The 13,849-nt window shown below is 72.8% G+C and carries 13 protein-coding genes; 4 read left to right on the forward strand and 9 right to left on the reverse strand.

What is annotated here, in order from left to right:
- Positions 1-59: 59 nt before the first annotated feature.
- From OG570_RS31895 to OG570_RS31915, 5 genes are all read right to left on the reverse strand, one after another.
- Positions 60-665, reverse strand: coding sequence for a hypothetical protein (locus tag OG570_RS31895; RefSeq protein WP_326952770.1), 606 nt, complete (start codon positions 663-665; stop codon positions 60-62).
- 71 nt (positions 666-736) lie between these two features.
- Complete coding sequence (locus OG570_RS31900; RefSeq protein WP_326952771.1) at positions 737-1,564, reverse strand: NAD(P)H-binding protein; 828 nt, start codon at positions 1,562-1,564, stop codon at positions 737-739.
- A 151-nt stretch (positions 1,565-1,715) separates the two neighbouring features.
- Positions 1,716-3,515 carry a serine/threonine-protein kinase gene (locus tag OG570_RS31905; protein WP_326952772.1) on the reverse strand — a complete coding sequence of 600 codons (1,800 nt, stop codon included), beginning with the start codon at positions 3,513-3,515 and terminating at the stop codon, positions 1,716-1,718.
- The gene (locus OG570_RS31910) at positions 3,512-5,383 is read right to left on the reverse strand and encodes a serine/threonine-protein kinase (RefSeq protein WP_326952773.1); all 1,872 of its coding nucleotides are present in this window, start codon (positions 5,381-5,383) and stop codon (positions 3,512-3,514) included. The genes OG570_RS31905 and OG570_RS31910 overlap by 4 nt, the downstream gene beginning before the upstream one ends.
- A 482-nt stretch (positions 5,384-5,865) precedes the next feature.
- Positions 5,866-6,621, reverse strand: a complete 756-nt coding sequence (locus tag OG570_RS31915) for a zinc-binding dehydrogenase (protein ID WP_326952774.1) — start codon at positions 6,619-6,621, stop codon at positions 5,866-5,868.
- A gap of 53 nt (positions 6,622-6,674) precedes the next feature.
- Here OG570_RS31915 and OG570_RS31920 point away from each other — a divergent pair, with 53 nt between their 5' ends.
- A complete protein-coding gene (locus OG570_RS31920; RefSeq protein WP_326952775.1) occupies positions 6,675-7,529 on the forward strand; it encodes an NAD(P)-dependent oxidoreductase in 855 nt (284 codons plus the stop codon).
- Here the strand turns inward: OG570_RS31920 and OG570_RS31925 are convergent.
- Positions 7,513-8,550, reverse strand: a complete 1,038-nt coding sequence (locus OG570_RS31925) for an NADPH:quinone reductase (protein ID WP_326952776.1) — start codon at positions 8,548-8,550, stop codon at positions 7,513-7,515. The two genes, OG570_RS31920 and OG570_RS31925, sit on opposite strands and share 17 nt — an antisense overlap.
- 191 nt (positions 8,551-8,741) lie before the next feature.
- Here OG570_RS31925 and OG570_RS31930 point away from each other — a divergent pair, with 191 nt between their 5' ends.
- The 3 genes from OG570_RS31930 (at position 8,742) to OG570_RS31940 (ending at position 9,347) form a co-directional block, all read left to right on the forward strand.
- On the forward strand, positions 8,742-8,900 hold the full coding sequence (locus OG570_RS31930) for a hypothetical protein (protein WP_247052441.1): 159 nt from the start codon (positions 8,742-8,744) through the stop codon (positions 8,898-8,900).
- A 63-nt stretch (positions 8,901-8,963) separates the two neighbouring features.
- Entirely contained in the window at positions 8,964-9,140 is a 177-nt protein-coding gene (locus OG570_RS31935; RefSeq protein ID WP_326950299.1) for a hypothetical protein, read from the forward strand.
- A gap of 75 nt (positions 9,141-9,215) precedes the next feature.
- Positions 9,216-9,347 carry a hypothetical protein gene (locus OG570_RS31940; RefSeq protein WP_256474923.1) on the forward strand — a complete coding sequence of 44 codons (132 nt, stop codon included), beginning with the start codon at positions 9,216-9,218 and terminating at the stop codon, positions 9,345-9,347.
- A 199-nt stretch (positions 9,348-9,546) separates the two neighbouring features.
- Here OG570_RS31940 and glgC read toward each other — a convergent pair whose 3' ends face one another.
- The 3 genes from glgC to OG570_RS31955 all read right to left on the reverse strand — a co-directional run bounded on the left by glgC (position 9,547) and on the right by OG570_RS31955 (position 13,846).
- Positions 9,547-10,764: a glucose-1-phosphate adenylyltransferase gene (gene glgC / locus OG570_RS31945; RefSeq protein ID WP_326950298.1), complete on the reverse strand. Its 1,218-nt coding sequence runs from the start codon at positions 10,762-10,764 to the stop codon at positions 9,547-9,549.
- Positions 10,761-11,915 (reverse strand): glycogen synthase, encoded by a 1,155-nt coding sequence (gene glgA, locus OG570_RS31950; RefSeq protein WP_326952777.1) that lies wholly within the window; start codon positions 11,913-11,915, stop codon positions 10,761-10,763. Before glgA ends, glgC begins: the two co-directional genes overlap by 4 nt.
- 92 nt (positions 11,916-12,007) lie before the next feature.
- Positions 12,008-13,846, reverse strand: a complete 1,839-nt coding sequence (locus tag OG570_RS31955; RefSeq protein ID WP_326952778.1) for a glycosyltransferase — start codon at positions 13,844-13,846, stop codon at positions 12,008-12,010.
- Between the last annotated feature and the right edge of the window lie 3 nt (positions 13,847-13,849).

A 13,849-nucleotide genomic window follows, 5' to 3' on the forward strand; every position in this document is an offset into this window, starting at 1 on the left:
GTGATTGGGGAGCCGACTCGCGTGATTGCGGGGTCGACACGCGTGCTGTGGCCCCCGCGTCAGAGGTTCGCCCGGCCGGTGCGGAAGAACTCCGTGATCGCGCCGTCCAGCTCGCTCAGGGGCCGGGCCGCGCCGAAGGGGGCGGTCCAGAACTCGCCTTCCCTCGGCTCGAACGGCCCGACGTACGCGTACGGCTCGCCCAGGTAGCCGTCGCCGGGGGAGACGCCGTAGTTGACTTCGTCGACGGTGATCGCGACGTCGAAGTGCTCGGGCCACAGCACCGGCGTCGCGTCCGGTGCGAACTCCCGCAGCGCCCGGTCACCGTCGGCGAAGCCCTGCAGCAACGTCGTCAGCGCCGAGGCGTCGAGGGTGATCGTCTCGTCGAGCCGGACGCCGGGGCCGCCCGAGTAGACGCCCTCGGGCTCGCCCGCTGTGAACCCGGCCGACGCCGCGACGTCGAGGTACGTGCGGCCGGCCAGCGGGACGCGCACCGAGTTCGTCACGAGCTCGTCGCCGTCGAGCCGCAGCGCCGGCGCGACGACCGTGGCGAACCCGCCGTCGACCACCCGCAGCTCGATCCGGCCCGCCGCCCGGTGCTGCGGTCCGGCCAGCAGCAGTTCGGCGACGCCGTGGATCGATCGTCTGGTCGTGGCGAGTTCGGTCACGCCACCGAGTGTAGGCACTGCCGGAGTGAGTCTGCTCGCGGTCTTCGCGCGCAGACTCACTCCGGCAGCGCCTAGGCGAGCGGGAAGTGTTCGGCGGCCCACTGCTCGAACCCGAGCCCCGGCCGGCCGAGCACGCGCTCGACGGTGTCGGTCGCCGGTGAGCCGCCGCGGGCCGCGTTGGCGATGAAGGCGAGGATCGCGTCGACGACCGCCGGCTTCTCGAACTGCCCGAACTGCTGGCGCGCTTCGGTTTCCGACAGCTCCTCGATCCGCACCGGCACCCCGGCGGCGGCGCCGATCAGCTCGACCTGCTCCCGCTGCGACAGCAGCCGCGGGCCGGTGAGCATCCCGTCCGCCGCATCGTGCCCCAGCAACGCCGCGACGGCGACCGCCGCGACGTCGCGTTCGTGGATCGGCGCGGTCTTCGCCTCCGGGTGCACCAGCTGCACCACGCCCTCGTCGCGGATGGCGTCGGCCCAGTTCAGCGCGTTGGTCGCCAGCACCAGCGGACGGATCGGCGTCCAGCGCAGGCCCGAAGCCGCCATCGTCTGTTCGACGGCGCGGTGCTCTTCCGCGATCAGGTTGCCGGCCGCGGCGGGGAGCAGCACGCTGCCCGACGACAGCAGCACGACGTGCTCGACGCCCGCTTCCCTTGCGGCGGCGGCGAAATCTTCCGCGCCATCGGTCGGCGCGTAGACGAAGACCTTTCGCACGCCGCGCACGGCCTCGGTCAGGGTGGCGGGCCGGGTCAGGTCGGCCGCGACGACCGGGACGCCGGCGGGCAAGTCCGCGGTCGCGGGGTTGCGCCCCGACGCGCGCACGGGTTCCCCGGCGGCGAGGAGCTGGTCGACGACGTGCCGCCCGACGTTCCCGCGGGCGCCGATCACCAAGGTGGTCATGATGGTCCTCCTGCTCAGCTGCCGCGGGAGGAAGCGAACGACGGCTCACCTCGCGCGGCAGGCAACTGGTACCTGGCGCGCCAAGGGAGTCACAGTCGTGACAGGCGAAGCGTTCCGACGCTTCACTTCGCCTGTCACCAAGCTACCACGGTCAGGTTTTCGGCAGCTTCGCGACCAGGGCCTTGCCGAACGCGACGGCCGCGTCGCAGGAGCCGCCGGGTTTCGACGTGAAGATCCGGACGTGCTCGACCTGGTCCGCGTCGTAGGGCCGGTGGTCCCAGGTGAGGAAACAGCTGTCGCCGAGCGCCCGCTGGGTGGCCGTCCGCCCGCCGAGGTCGACCGGCGTCCCGGCGTCGGGCACGCCGGCGGTCAGCTTCTCGAACGACAGCTTCAGCGACGTCGTCGCGGTCCACTCGCACTCGCGGAGCCCGGTCAGCGCGACCTGGCGGACCGGGCCCACCGCCTGCGCCACCGCGGGTTTGTCCGGCACCGCGCACGGGTCCAGCGCCAGGAACGTCCCGGGCGCGAGGTCGTAGCGGTCGTTGCCCGCGCTGATCCGCTGCACCGCCTCGCCGAGCGCGGTCTTCGCCAGGTCGCAGGTGTCGGCGATGGCCGTCACGCCCAGTTCGGCCTGCGCCGGGAGCTGGACGGTCGCGTCGCAGGTACTGCCCCCGACCTTGCTGAGCAGCACCGGCCGGCCGTCGAGGTCACCGGCCGGGCTCCCGCCTTCCAGGGTGAACTGGTCGCCCAGCTTCAGCGTGACCTTCCCGCCGGTGCGCGGCCGGTAGTCGCAGCGGTCGAAGTACAGCGTGTCCTGGGCCTGCAGCTTGCCGACGCCGGTGATCGAGACGCCATCTAGGACCTTGCAGGGATCCGTGCGGCGCAAGGTGTCCAGGCTCGTCGGGTCGAGGTTCGCCGACGGCGGCGGCGGATCCGCGCGGAAGAGGTTCACCGCGATCAGACTGCCCGCGGCGAGGGCGCAGGCGGAGGCCAGCACGGCGGTGACCGGCACCCAGCGCCGCTTCGGCGGCCGCGGGACCGGCGGGGCCACGGGTTCGGGAACCGGCCAGGACAGCGCCGTGCGGACCGCGGCTTCCTGGTCTTCGATCAGCCGGTGCACCGCCGGCGGCCACGGCCGGGTGCCCGGCGCCATCGGGCCCAGGTGGTCCAGGATCCGTTGGGGCGTCGGCCGGCTGGCCGGATCCTTGGCCAGGCAGGGCTCGACGAGCGCGCGGATCTCCGGCGTCAGCCCGGTCAGGTCGGGCGCGGCGTGCACGACGTTGTAGAGCATCTGCGCGGTCGTCGTGCCGGTGAACGGGCCGCGTCCCGTCGCCGCCATCACCAGCAAGCCGCCGAGGGAGAAGACGTCGCTCGCCGGCGTCAGCGGGCGGCTTTCCGCCTGCTCGGGCGACATGAACGCCGGCGACCCGATGATGCCGCCGGTGCCGGTGAGGTCGGACCCGCCCTCGGCCGCGCGGGCGATGCCGAAGTCGATCACCCGCGGGCCGTCGCCGGTGAGCAGCACGTTGCCCGGCTTGAGGTCCCGGTGGATCAGGCCGACCCGGTGGATCTCGGTCAGCGCGGACGCGAGCCCCACGGCGAGCCGGCGCACGGCGTCGTCCGGCAGCGGGCCGGTGGCGTCGATCGCCTCCTTGAGCGACGGCCCGGTGACGTACACCGACGCCAGCCACGGCGTCTCGGCGTCGGGATCGGCGTCCATGACGGCCGCGGTGAAGGCGCCCGAAACCCGTTGCGAAGCCTGGACTTCGTGCCGGAATCGGTCGCGGAACCGGGCGTTGTGCGCGAACTCCGGGTGCACCTGCTTGAGCGCGACGAGCCGGCCGTCCGGCGCCACGCCGAGCAGGACGCGGCCCATGCCGCCCTCGCCGAGCGCCGCGACCAGGCGGTACCGGCCGGCGGTCCGGGGCTCGCCCGGCTCCAGCGGCCTCACGGCTTCGGCAGCCCGGACTTGACCGTCTTGGCGAAGTCCTGTGCCTGGCGGCACGTGTCCTCGACGGTGAGCGAGCTGGCGGACGTCGTGTAGTCGACGATGACGTTCTCCGAGGTTCTGTCGTCGTAGGGCCGGTGCCGCCAGGTGTAGGTGCAGCTGACCCGCGCGGCGTTGGCCCGTTTCGTGGTGACGAACGCGGTGACGCCGTCGAGGTCGGCGGTCGTGCTCGTGTCGTAGTACGAGTCGGTCGTGCGGAACGGCGGCACGCCGCGTTCGAGCGTCACCGTGACGTCGCCCGCGACGTGCCACTGGCACTCGTGCAGCCCGCGCGGTTCGACCTTGGTGACCGGCCCGACGATCCGCTGGGCGGTGGCGGCCGGGACGAGCGGGCAGGGATCGACCGCGGCGAGGCTGCCGGCCGGCGGGGCCGCCGTGGTGCCGCGAAGGCGTTTCAGCGCTTCGCCGAGCGCGGCTTTCGCGACGTCGCAGGGTTTGTCGAACTTCTCGGCCGAGCCCTCGGCCTCGACGCCGATGGTGGTGTCCGCGCGGTCCACCACCGGCACGGCGGCGGTGCAGCCACCGGCCTTCTCCTCGACGCTCAGGGGCAGACCGTCCAGGTCCCCGGCCGGCGTGCCCTTCGCGGCGACCGGGCCGCCGATCGTCAGGTCCAGCCACTGGCGCCGCGCGGTCTCGTAGGTGCAGCTGAAGAGGTGGACGTCGATCTTGGGGGTGAGCGTGCCGACGCCGGGCGCCGACGGCAGGACCTTGCAGAGATCGACGCCGCGGAGGCGGTCCGGGCCCAGGGGATCCGGGTTCGGCGCGGACGTCGTCGTGGTCACTGCAGTGGTGGCGGGCGGGCTCGCCGCGGTCGTCGCCGGGGTGTTCCTCGTCAGCGCGACGGTGGTGATCGTGCCGCCGATCACGACGACCGCGGCCGCGGCGGCGAGGGCGATCCGCAGACCGCGCCGTCGCGGTTTCGGCGGTTTCGCGAGGGCGTCCCGGACCTCGGCCTGGCGTTGCGCGATGAGGGCGTGGACGGCGGGTGGCCACGGGCGGGGGACGGGCGGCAGCGGGCCGAGGAACTCGAGGATCTGCGCCGGCGACGGTCGTTGCGCGGGGTCCTTGGCGAGGCACGGCTCGGCGAGGGCGCGGACGTCCGGCGGGAGGATGCGCAGGTCGGGGTGGGTGTGGACGACGTTGTAGAGCGACTGCGGCGCCGACGCCCCGGCGAAGGGACTGCGCCCGGTCGCGGCGAGGACGAGGAGCGCGCCGAGGGAGAAGACGTCGCTCGCCGGCGTCAGCGGCCGTCCCTCGGCCTGTTCCGGCGACATGAACGCGGGCGAGCCGAGGATCGCGCCGGTGTGGGTGAGGTCGGTGCCGCCCTCCGCGGCGCGGGCGATGCCGAAGTCGATGACGCGCGGGCCGTCTTCGGCGAGCAGGACGTTGCTGGGCTTGAGGTCCCGGTGCACCAGCCCGGCCCGGTGGATCCCGGCGAGCGCCGACGCCAGCCCGGCGGCGAGCTGCCGCACGGCGTCCACCGGCAGCGGCCCGGTCGCGTCGACGGCGTCCTGCAGCGACGGCCCGGCGACGAACACGGACGCGAGCCACGGCGTGGCCGCGTCGGGATCGGCGTCCATCACGGCGGCGGTGTAGGCCCCGGAGACGAGCCGCGAGACGTCGACCTCGCGCCGGAACCGCTCCCGGAACCCGGCATCGTGCGCGAACTGCCGGTGCACCCGCTTGACGGCGGCCAGCCGCCCATCGGGCGCCACGCCGAGCAGCACGCGCCCCATGGCACCCTCGCCGAGAGCAGCGAGCAGCCGGTACCGCCCGGCTTGCGCCGGTTCACCCGGACCCAACGGCTCCACACCCCACCTCCGCGGGCGATGGTAGAGCGAACGAGTGACGCGATGGCCACGAATGTCCACTTCGGTGGCGCCGATCACCCGCCCGAGGCCACGCGCCCCGGGCCCGGCCCAGGCTCCGCTCGGGACCGCCGGTCGAGGTCGTGAGTGTTTAGGAGGGTTAGAACCCTCCTAAACACTCACGACCAGCCGCGGCAGACCCCCCTGCTGGAGCCGGGTCGCCATTCCGGGCGCCGCGCCAGCGGGTCCGCTGGCCGAAGGTCGTGAGGGGCACCCTCACGACCTTCGGCCGGTCACCTGCTGGAGCCGGGTCAGGGTTTCCGGGCGCCGCACCAGCGGGTCCGTCGGTCCGAGGTCGTGAGGGGCACCCTCAGGGACTTATGCGCCCTGAGGGTGCCCCTCAGGGACTCAAGCGCCGTAGGGGTGCCCCTCAGGGACCTTGAAGCCGTGAGGGGCACCTTCACGGCATTCGGCCGGCCGCTGGGTCAGGGGTGCAGGAGGATCTTGCCCACTGCTCGGCGTTTCTCGAAGTCCGTGTGGGCCGCCGCTGCTTCCGCCAGGGGGTATGTCCGGCCGATCAGCGGGATCAGGCGGCCCGCCGCCGCCTCGGTTAGGGCCTGGCGCACCCTTCGGGGTGTCTCCGGCCAGAACTCCGGGAGCTGGGACATGTCCGCCACCGATGCCAGCCGGCGGTGGTCGGCCAACGGGACCGTCGTCGGGGCGCCGCTGCTCATGCCGTAGCCGGAGAACCGGCCGCCGTCGCGCAGGAGCGATAGGGCCGTCGCTCCCAGGGGGCCGCCGACGCCGTCGAAGACCACGTCGACGCCGGGCACCTTCGAGGTCCAGTCCGGCGAGCCGTAGTCGACCGCCCGGACGCCCAGGTCGTGGGCCAGCTTCACCTTCTCCGGGCCGCGGACCGCCGCGATCATCACGGCGTCGCGGGGCAGCTGCACCAGGAGGCTGCCCAGCCCGCCCAGGCCCGGCAGCACCAGGACGTCGTCGCCCGCTGCGACCGGCGTCTTTTCCAGCAGGGCCAACGCCGTGCTGCCGTCGTCCAGGACCGCCAAGGCCTCCGGCAGCCCCCGGCGGGGCGTCGCCGCGCCGGATGAGTGTGTCCAGCCAGCCCACGCCGGCGACGCGACGTCGACGCGCACGTGCCCCTCGGGAGGCTCGGGCGTGGGTAGCGTGACGGGGGCCAGGACCTCGGGTCCGCCGAACCGGGTGGCCATGATCGCTTCCATGTCCCGAGTGTCGAACTTCAAGGACGCTCGAAGTCAAGGTGAAAGGAACACGCGTGACGACTTCCGTCGGGCTGCTGCACCCCGGGGCGATGGGCGCCGCGGTCGGCAAGCTCCTCGTGGACCAAGGCCTCCCCACCCGCTGGCTCCCGGCCGGGCGCGGCCCGGCCACCCGGCGGCGGGCCGCGGAAGCCGGCCTCACCGAGGCGGCCGACCTGGCCGGCTGCGACGTCGTGCTGAGCATCTGCCCGCCCGCCTCCGCGGTCGACGTCGCCCGCGAGGTCGCCGCGAGCGGGTTCGCGGGCGTCTACCTCGACGCGAACGCCATCAGCCCCGGGCACGCGCGGGAGATCGAGGAGCTGTTCGACGGCCGGGCGTCCGTGGTCGACGGCGGGATCGTCGGGTCGCCGCCGCGCCACGACGGCTCGACGCGCCTCTACTTGTCCGGCAAGGACGCCGGACTCGTCGAAAGCCTCTTCGCCGGGACATTCCTGACGCCGATCGCGCTCGACGGCCCGGTCGGGCGGGCCTCGGCGCTCAAGCTCGCGTTCGCCTCGTACAACAAGCTCACCTACGCGCTCGCGGCGCAGGCCCACGCCCTCGCGGCCCGCCACGGCGTCGGCGACGTCTTCCGGGAGCTGGCCGGTGTGGTCCGGCGGGACACCCCGCTCGGCGCGGCGGGTGCCATCGAGTCGGCGGGGCAGCGGGCCTGGCGGTGGGAGGGCGAGATGGCCGAGATCGCCGCCGCCTGCACCGAAGCCGGGCTCTCCCCGGCGCTGCTCACCGCCGCGCAGGAGCTGTTCGGCCGCTGGCGCGAGCACCGCGACGACGAAGGGGTGACGGCCGGCGAGCTGCTTGCCGCGCTGACCGTCACCCCGAAAGACACCCCCGACGTCACCCAGCCGGGGTGACGTCGATCAGCACCTTCCCGGTGGCGCCTTCCTCCGACGCGATGTGCGCCTTCGCCGTGTCGGCCAGCGCGAACCGGTGGACCGGCACGCCACGGTCCTCGCCGAGGCGGAGCGCGCCGTCGGCGAAGGCCGCGTTGACGTCCTCGGCGCCGGCCCGCAGCTTGTCCGCCCCGACCGTGTAGAGCACCAGGAACTGGTAGCGCGTGTTCAGCCACAGGTTCGCGCCGAACTCCAGGCTGATCGTGCCGGTGCCGCGGTCGTCGCCGTAGGCCGCGACCGTGCCGCGCGTGCGCAGCACCTGCGCGTGCAGCGGGGCGTTGACGCCCAGAGCGACCTCGACGACCAGGTCGACGCCGTCGGGCGCGATCTCGCGGATCTTGGCGGCGAGGTCGGTGTCGGGGTAGCGCAGCACGTGCTGGGCGCCGGCCGCGCGGGCGAGGGCGGCCTTCGCGTCGCTGCTGACCGTCGCGATCACCGTCGCGCCGGCCCAGCGGCCGAGCTGGATCGTGGCGTTGCCGACCGCGCCGGCGCCGCCGCTGACCAGCACCGTCCGGCCGGCGAGGGAGCCGGGGGACAGGCGGGCCGGACCGTCCTCGGCGACGGTGAGCGCACGGTGGGCGGTCAGCGCCGGGACGCCGAACCCGGCGCCCTCGTCGAAGCCGGCGCCGTCGGGCAGCGCGGCGAGCTTTTCGGCGGGCAGGACGGTGTACTCCTGGGCGGTGCCGGACTCCGGCGCGTGGGTCCCCGCGAGGAGCGTCCACACGCGATCGCCGGGGGCGAAGCCGGTGACGTCCGGGCCGACCGCGTCGACGACGCCGGCGCCGTCCTGGTTGGGGACGGTGTCGGGTACTTCGGTCCCGGCTTCGGCGCCGCGGCCTTGGCGCGCCTTCCAGTCGGTCGGGTTGACGGCGGACACCACGAGCCGGACGCGGACCTCGCCGGGCCCGGGCGCCACGACGTCCCGCTCGGACAGCGACAGCTCTTCGGGCCCGCCGTGGCGGCGGTAGACGACAGCTTTCATGACCCGTGCAATCCCGCCGGGCCCCCGGGTTATTCCCGGGCCGCCGGAATTGGATGACGTGCGGAAATGCCCGGCGTTTCCGGGCCGGACCGGAAATGGCGGGTAAACGCGCGCGGTATGGGTGATCCCCCGGCCGGGCGATTTTCCGGTTTGCCCGAGCGAAATCGGCCGGCGCCCCGGAAACTGGGCGCGTGGGAGAGGAATTGCGCACATCGCGCGAACAGCGGTCGAAGCGTGACGAAGGTGAGCCGACGCCCATCTTCGACGCCGTGGCCAGCGCGGCCCGCGCGGGCTCGGCGGACAAGGCGAATACCGGGAATCCGGCGGGCGAGGGCAAAGCGGGGCGATGACCGGCGGGAACCGCCCGCTCGTGAATCGGTTCCGGCGGCCTTGGCGGGGTGGGGAGGGGGCCGATGCGTGCCTGGCGCGGCCTGGCGGTGACGTACGCGGTGGTCGCGGCGGCGCAGGCCTACCTCGCCGTGACGACCGGGGTCGCCTGGGCGGTGGCGCTCGCCGCTGTCTTCCTGCTGGTAGCGGTGGCGTGCGGCCTCGCGGCGTGGCGGCCGCGCGGTGGGCACCGCGGAACCTGAGGCAGATTGTTCAACGTCCGCGCGGAAGCTGTAGCATCTTGGCTGCACGTGCATCTGCGGATGAGGAGTAGGACGTTGGCCGGGGTCGTGAACAGCATGATCGCCGCGGAGTACGCGGCCGGGGCCTCGATCTCGGAGCTGGCCGAGCGCTGGGGCATCGACCCGCGCCAGGTGGTCGAGCGGATCTCCGCGGCCGACCGGTCCTGACCCGCCGAGCGGCCGCGGCCGGCCGGGCAGCATCCCCGCGAGGTGCGGGAGCCGGCTCCTCCCGCGCGGCGGACCCGGTCGTCGAACGGATCTCCGCGGCCGATCAGTCCTGACCACGGTCGCCCAGCACGACGGGGCGGCAACCGCCGACCGGTCCTGACCCGCCGGACGCCGTCAGCCGCGCCCGGCGAGCCCGCGCTCAGATGGCGCGTTCGCCCTTGCCCAGCACCACGATGCCGCCTTCGCTCACGTGGTAGTGCCCGCGGTCGCGAGCCAGGTCCACGCCGATGTGCGCGCCCGGCGGGACCACGACGTTCTTGTCCAGGATCGCCCGCCGCACCACCGCGCCGCGGCCGACCCGGGCGCCGTCGAGCAGCACCGAGCCCTGGACCACCGCGCCTTGCTCCACGAGGACGTCAGGGGAGAGCACCGAGTCGACGACCTGCGCGCCGGAGATGATGCAGCCGGGGCTCACGATCGATTGGTTCGCCGAGCCGCCTTCGACGAACTTCGCCGCCGCGCGCTGGCCGGGGTGGGCCAGGATCGGCCACTTGCGGTTGTAGAGGTTGAAGATCGGGTGCGTGGAGATCAGGTCGGTGTGCGCGTCGTAGTAGCTGTCGATCGTCCCGACGTCGCGCCAGTAGCCGTGGTCGCGCTCGGTCTCACCCGGCACGACGTTGCCGCTGAAGTCGTAGACCGCCGCCTCGCCGGACTTCACCAGGGCCGGGATGATGTCGCGGCCCATGTCGTGGTGCGACGCGGCGTTCTCGGCGTCGGCGTGCAGCGCCTCCAGCATCACCTTCGTCGTGAAGATGTAGTTGCCCATCGACACGTACGACTCGTCGGGGGAGCCGGGCAGACCCGGCGGGTCGGCCGGCTTCTCCAGGAACGCGTCGATCATCAGGCCGTCGGTGGTGCGGATGACGCCGAACGAGCTCGCCTCGGCGCGCGGCACCCGGATCCCGGCGACGGTGACGCCGGCGCCCGAGGAGATGTGGGTCTCCAGCATCTGCCGGGGGTCCATCCGGTAGATGTTGTCCGCGCCGAACACCGCGATGTACTCGGGGTCCTCGTCGTAGACCAGGTTGAGGCTCTGGTGGATGGCGTCGGCGCTGCCCTGGTACCAGCGCGGGCCCAGCCGCTGCTGCGCCGGCACCGGCGTGACGTACTCGCCGGTGAGCGCCGAGAGCCGCCACGTCGTCGAGATGTGCCGGTCGAGCGAGTGCGACTTGTACTGCGTGAGCACGCACAGCCGCCGGATCCCGCCGTGCACCAGGTTCGACAGCACGAAGTCGACCAGCCGGTGCACACCCCCGAAGGGCACGGCGGGTTTGGCGCGGTCGGCGGTGAGCGGCATCAGGCGCTTGCCCTCGCCGCCCGCGAGCACGATGCCCAGAACGTCGGCTCCACTGTTCACGAGGACCTCCCGCACGCTTCGTAGAGGGCGACCGTCTGCTCGGCGATCGCCTTCCAGCCGAACTCGCCGACCGCGCGCTCGCGGCCGGCGGTACCCATCGCGGCGGCCCGGTCCGGGTCGCCCACCAGCTCGTTGAGCGCCGCGCCCAGCCGCGCCTCGTACCCGGCGGTGTCCGCCTCGTCGTAGTGGACCAGCAGGCCGGTCCGGCCGTCGTCGACAACCTCCGGGATCCCGCCGACGTCGCTGGCGACCACGGCCGTGCCGCACGCCGCCGCCTCCAGGTTCACGATGCCCAGGGGCTCGTAGACCGACGGGCAGGCGAACACCGCGGCGTGGGTGAGCAGCTGCACGACCTCGGGCCGCGGCAGCATGTCCGGGATCCAGCGGACGCCGGTGCGGGTCTTCTCCAGGTCGGCGACCAGGCCGCGGAACTCGGCGTCCAGCTCGGGGGTGTCCGCGCCGCCCGCGCACAGCACCAGCTGCGTGTCCGGGTCGAGCGCGGCACCGGCCCGGACCAGGTGCGGGACGCCCTTCTGCCGGGTGATCCGGCCGACGAACAGCACGTACGGCCGGTCCGGGTCGACGCCGTGCTTCGCGAGGACGTCGGTGCCGGGGTCGGGCCGGTAGAGCGTGGTGTCGATGCCGTTGTGGATCACGTGGACGCGCTCGGGCGGCACGGCCGGGTACGCGCTGAGCACGTCCTGGCGCATGCCGCCGCTGACCGCGACGATCGCGTCGGCCGACTCGTAGGCCTCGCGTTCGATCCAGGACGAGACGCGGTAGCCGCCGCCGAGCTGCTCGGCCTTCCACGGCCGCAGCGGCTCCAGCGAGTGCGCCGTGACGACGTGGGGGATGCCGTAGGTCATCTTCGCCAGGTGGCCGGCGAGGTTCGCGTACCAGGTGTGGCTGTGCGCGAGGTCGTGGCCGTCGAGGGCGTTGGCCATCGAGACGGCGATGTCCATGGTCGTGAACGCCGGCTGGCGGTAGCCGTGCGGGTCGGTGTGCCCGGTGGCGTCCGGGCGGTCCGGGCCCCAGCAGTGCACGTCGAGGTCGACGAGCGACCGCAACTCCCGGGCGAGGAACTCCACGTGAACCCCGGCTCCGCCGTAGACCTCCGGCGGGTACTCCCGGGTGAGCAGGCCGACCTTCATGAGGAGAACCCTATGGCCTCACCACCCCGCGGCGCAGTCTGGCGTCCCGGCGAATCTCCAGGAGTTTCCGGTGACCGATGCGGTAGGGGCGCTCAGAGGTCGTAGAGCCGGGTCCAGTTCTCCCGCGAGGTCAGCTCGGGCATGGCGCCCTGGTACCGCGCCTGCGTGGCCGCCCCCTCCCTGCGCAGCCGCTGGATCACCTTGACGCCGCGTTTGGCCAGGTCGAAGGTCTTGGCGCGGTCGTAGGAGCGGACGCGGACGCCGTCCTGGTTCGCGTCGGTGACGACCACGGTCGAGAACAGCGACGTGTGCCACCAGTGGGCCTCGTCGGCCGGCACGGCGCCCAGCCCGAAGCGGTGCCGGCCGCGGGTCTGGTCGAGCAGGCGCTTGAGCAAGATCACGACGGTCCGGCTCGGCGGCGGCGCGCTGTTGATGATGCCGATGTCGTTGGAGGCGATCCCCGGGACGTCGGTGGCCTTGTGGCGCTTGGTCTCCGGGTACTGGTCGCGGATCCGGCGGATCTCCTTCATCGCCTCCACACCACCGTCGCGCAGGACTTCAGGGCCTTCGAGGAAGTCCTCCACGGCCTTGATCAGCGTGGCCGACAGGCCGTACTGCATGCCCAGCAGGTACCGCACGAGCTGGGCGAGCAGGACGCGGGAGAGGAGGTTCAGGTTGAACGGGGAGTGCAGGGCGGCGGTGATGATGGAGTTGCGCAGGTTGAAGTAGCGGTGCCACTCGTCCCAGTCCTTCATGTGGAAGTCCGCGTGCCACACCCCCGCCCCCGGCAACGTCACCGTCGGGAAACCGTGGGCGCGGGCGCGGTAGGAGTACTCGGCGTCGTCCCACTGGAAGAAGAACGGCATCGGATACCCGGTGGCCTGCACGACCTCGTAGGGGATCAGGCAGGACCACCAGCCGTTGTAGCCGGCGTCGAGACGGCGTTCCTGCCGGTTCGGCTTCAACGTCTCCTCGTCGACCCCGAGCAGGTCCGCGGTGGTCAGCGAATGCTCGACCGGCTGACCGGGCTCGAGGGTGTTCAACCGGGCGTATTCGGCGCCGACGTGGAGCTGGTTGGGGTGGAACAGGTTCAGCATCTGCCCGCCGACGATGATCGGGTTGGCGGCGCGGTTGGAGAACGCCGTCATCCGGATCACCAGGTCCGGCTCCAGCAGCACGTCGTCGTCCATGAACAGGACGTTGGCGTGGGCGGTGGCGGTGTGCCCGGCGACCTCGTAGAGCCCGCGGGTGAACCCGCCGGCGCCACCGAGGTTGGGCTGCTTGATGTAGTGCAGCTTCTCCCCGAGGTCCTTGACGACCTGGTCGAACCCGTCACGGGATTCGACCAGGTCGGTGCCCTGGTCGGCGACGTAGATCGCGTCGAGGGTGTCGAGGGAGGAGACGTCGGCGGCCAATGCTTGCAGGTTCTTCAGGCAGTCATCGGCGCGGTTCATGGTGCAGATGGTGACCGCGGTCGGGCGGATCGTCTCGGGCGCTTCGACGGTCCAGCGGACCTGCTCCACGCGCAGGGTCTGGCCGCCTTCGGTTTCCAGGTCGAGCCAGAGCGCGCCACCGTCGTAGAACTTGTCCAGCTTCCCGGTGAGGGCGATTTTGTGCTGGGTGACGTCGGTGACCTGCTCGGCCTCGATGACCCGCGGTTCACCTTCGACGTCGGAGGCACCCATGGACAGCAGCCCGGTGCCGGTGACGACCGCCTCGACCGAGACTTCGGTGACGGTGGTCCAGCGCTGCCAGTAGGACGCCGGGAACCGCCCGAAGTACGTGTTACCGGACACCTTCGTGCCCGGGTCCAGCCGGATCGAGCCGCGGTCCCGGATGGCCGAGCCGGTGCAGACCTCGGCGTAGAGGTCTTTGCTGACGATCGGCGCTGGGCCCGCGTACAGGCCGCGTTGCGCGGTGAGGTCGGTCATCTG

Source organism: Amycolatopsis sp. NBC_01286 (assembly GCF_035982555.1).
Lineage (GTDB): Bacteria > Actinomycetota > Actinomycetes > Mycobacteriales > Pseudonocardiaceae > Amycolatopsis.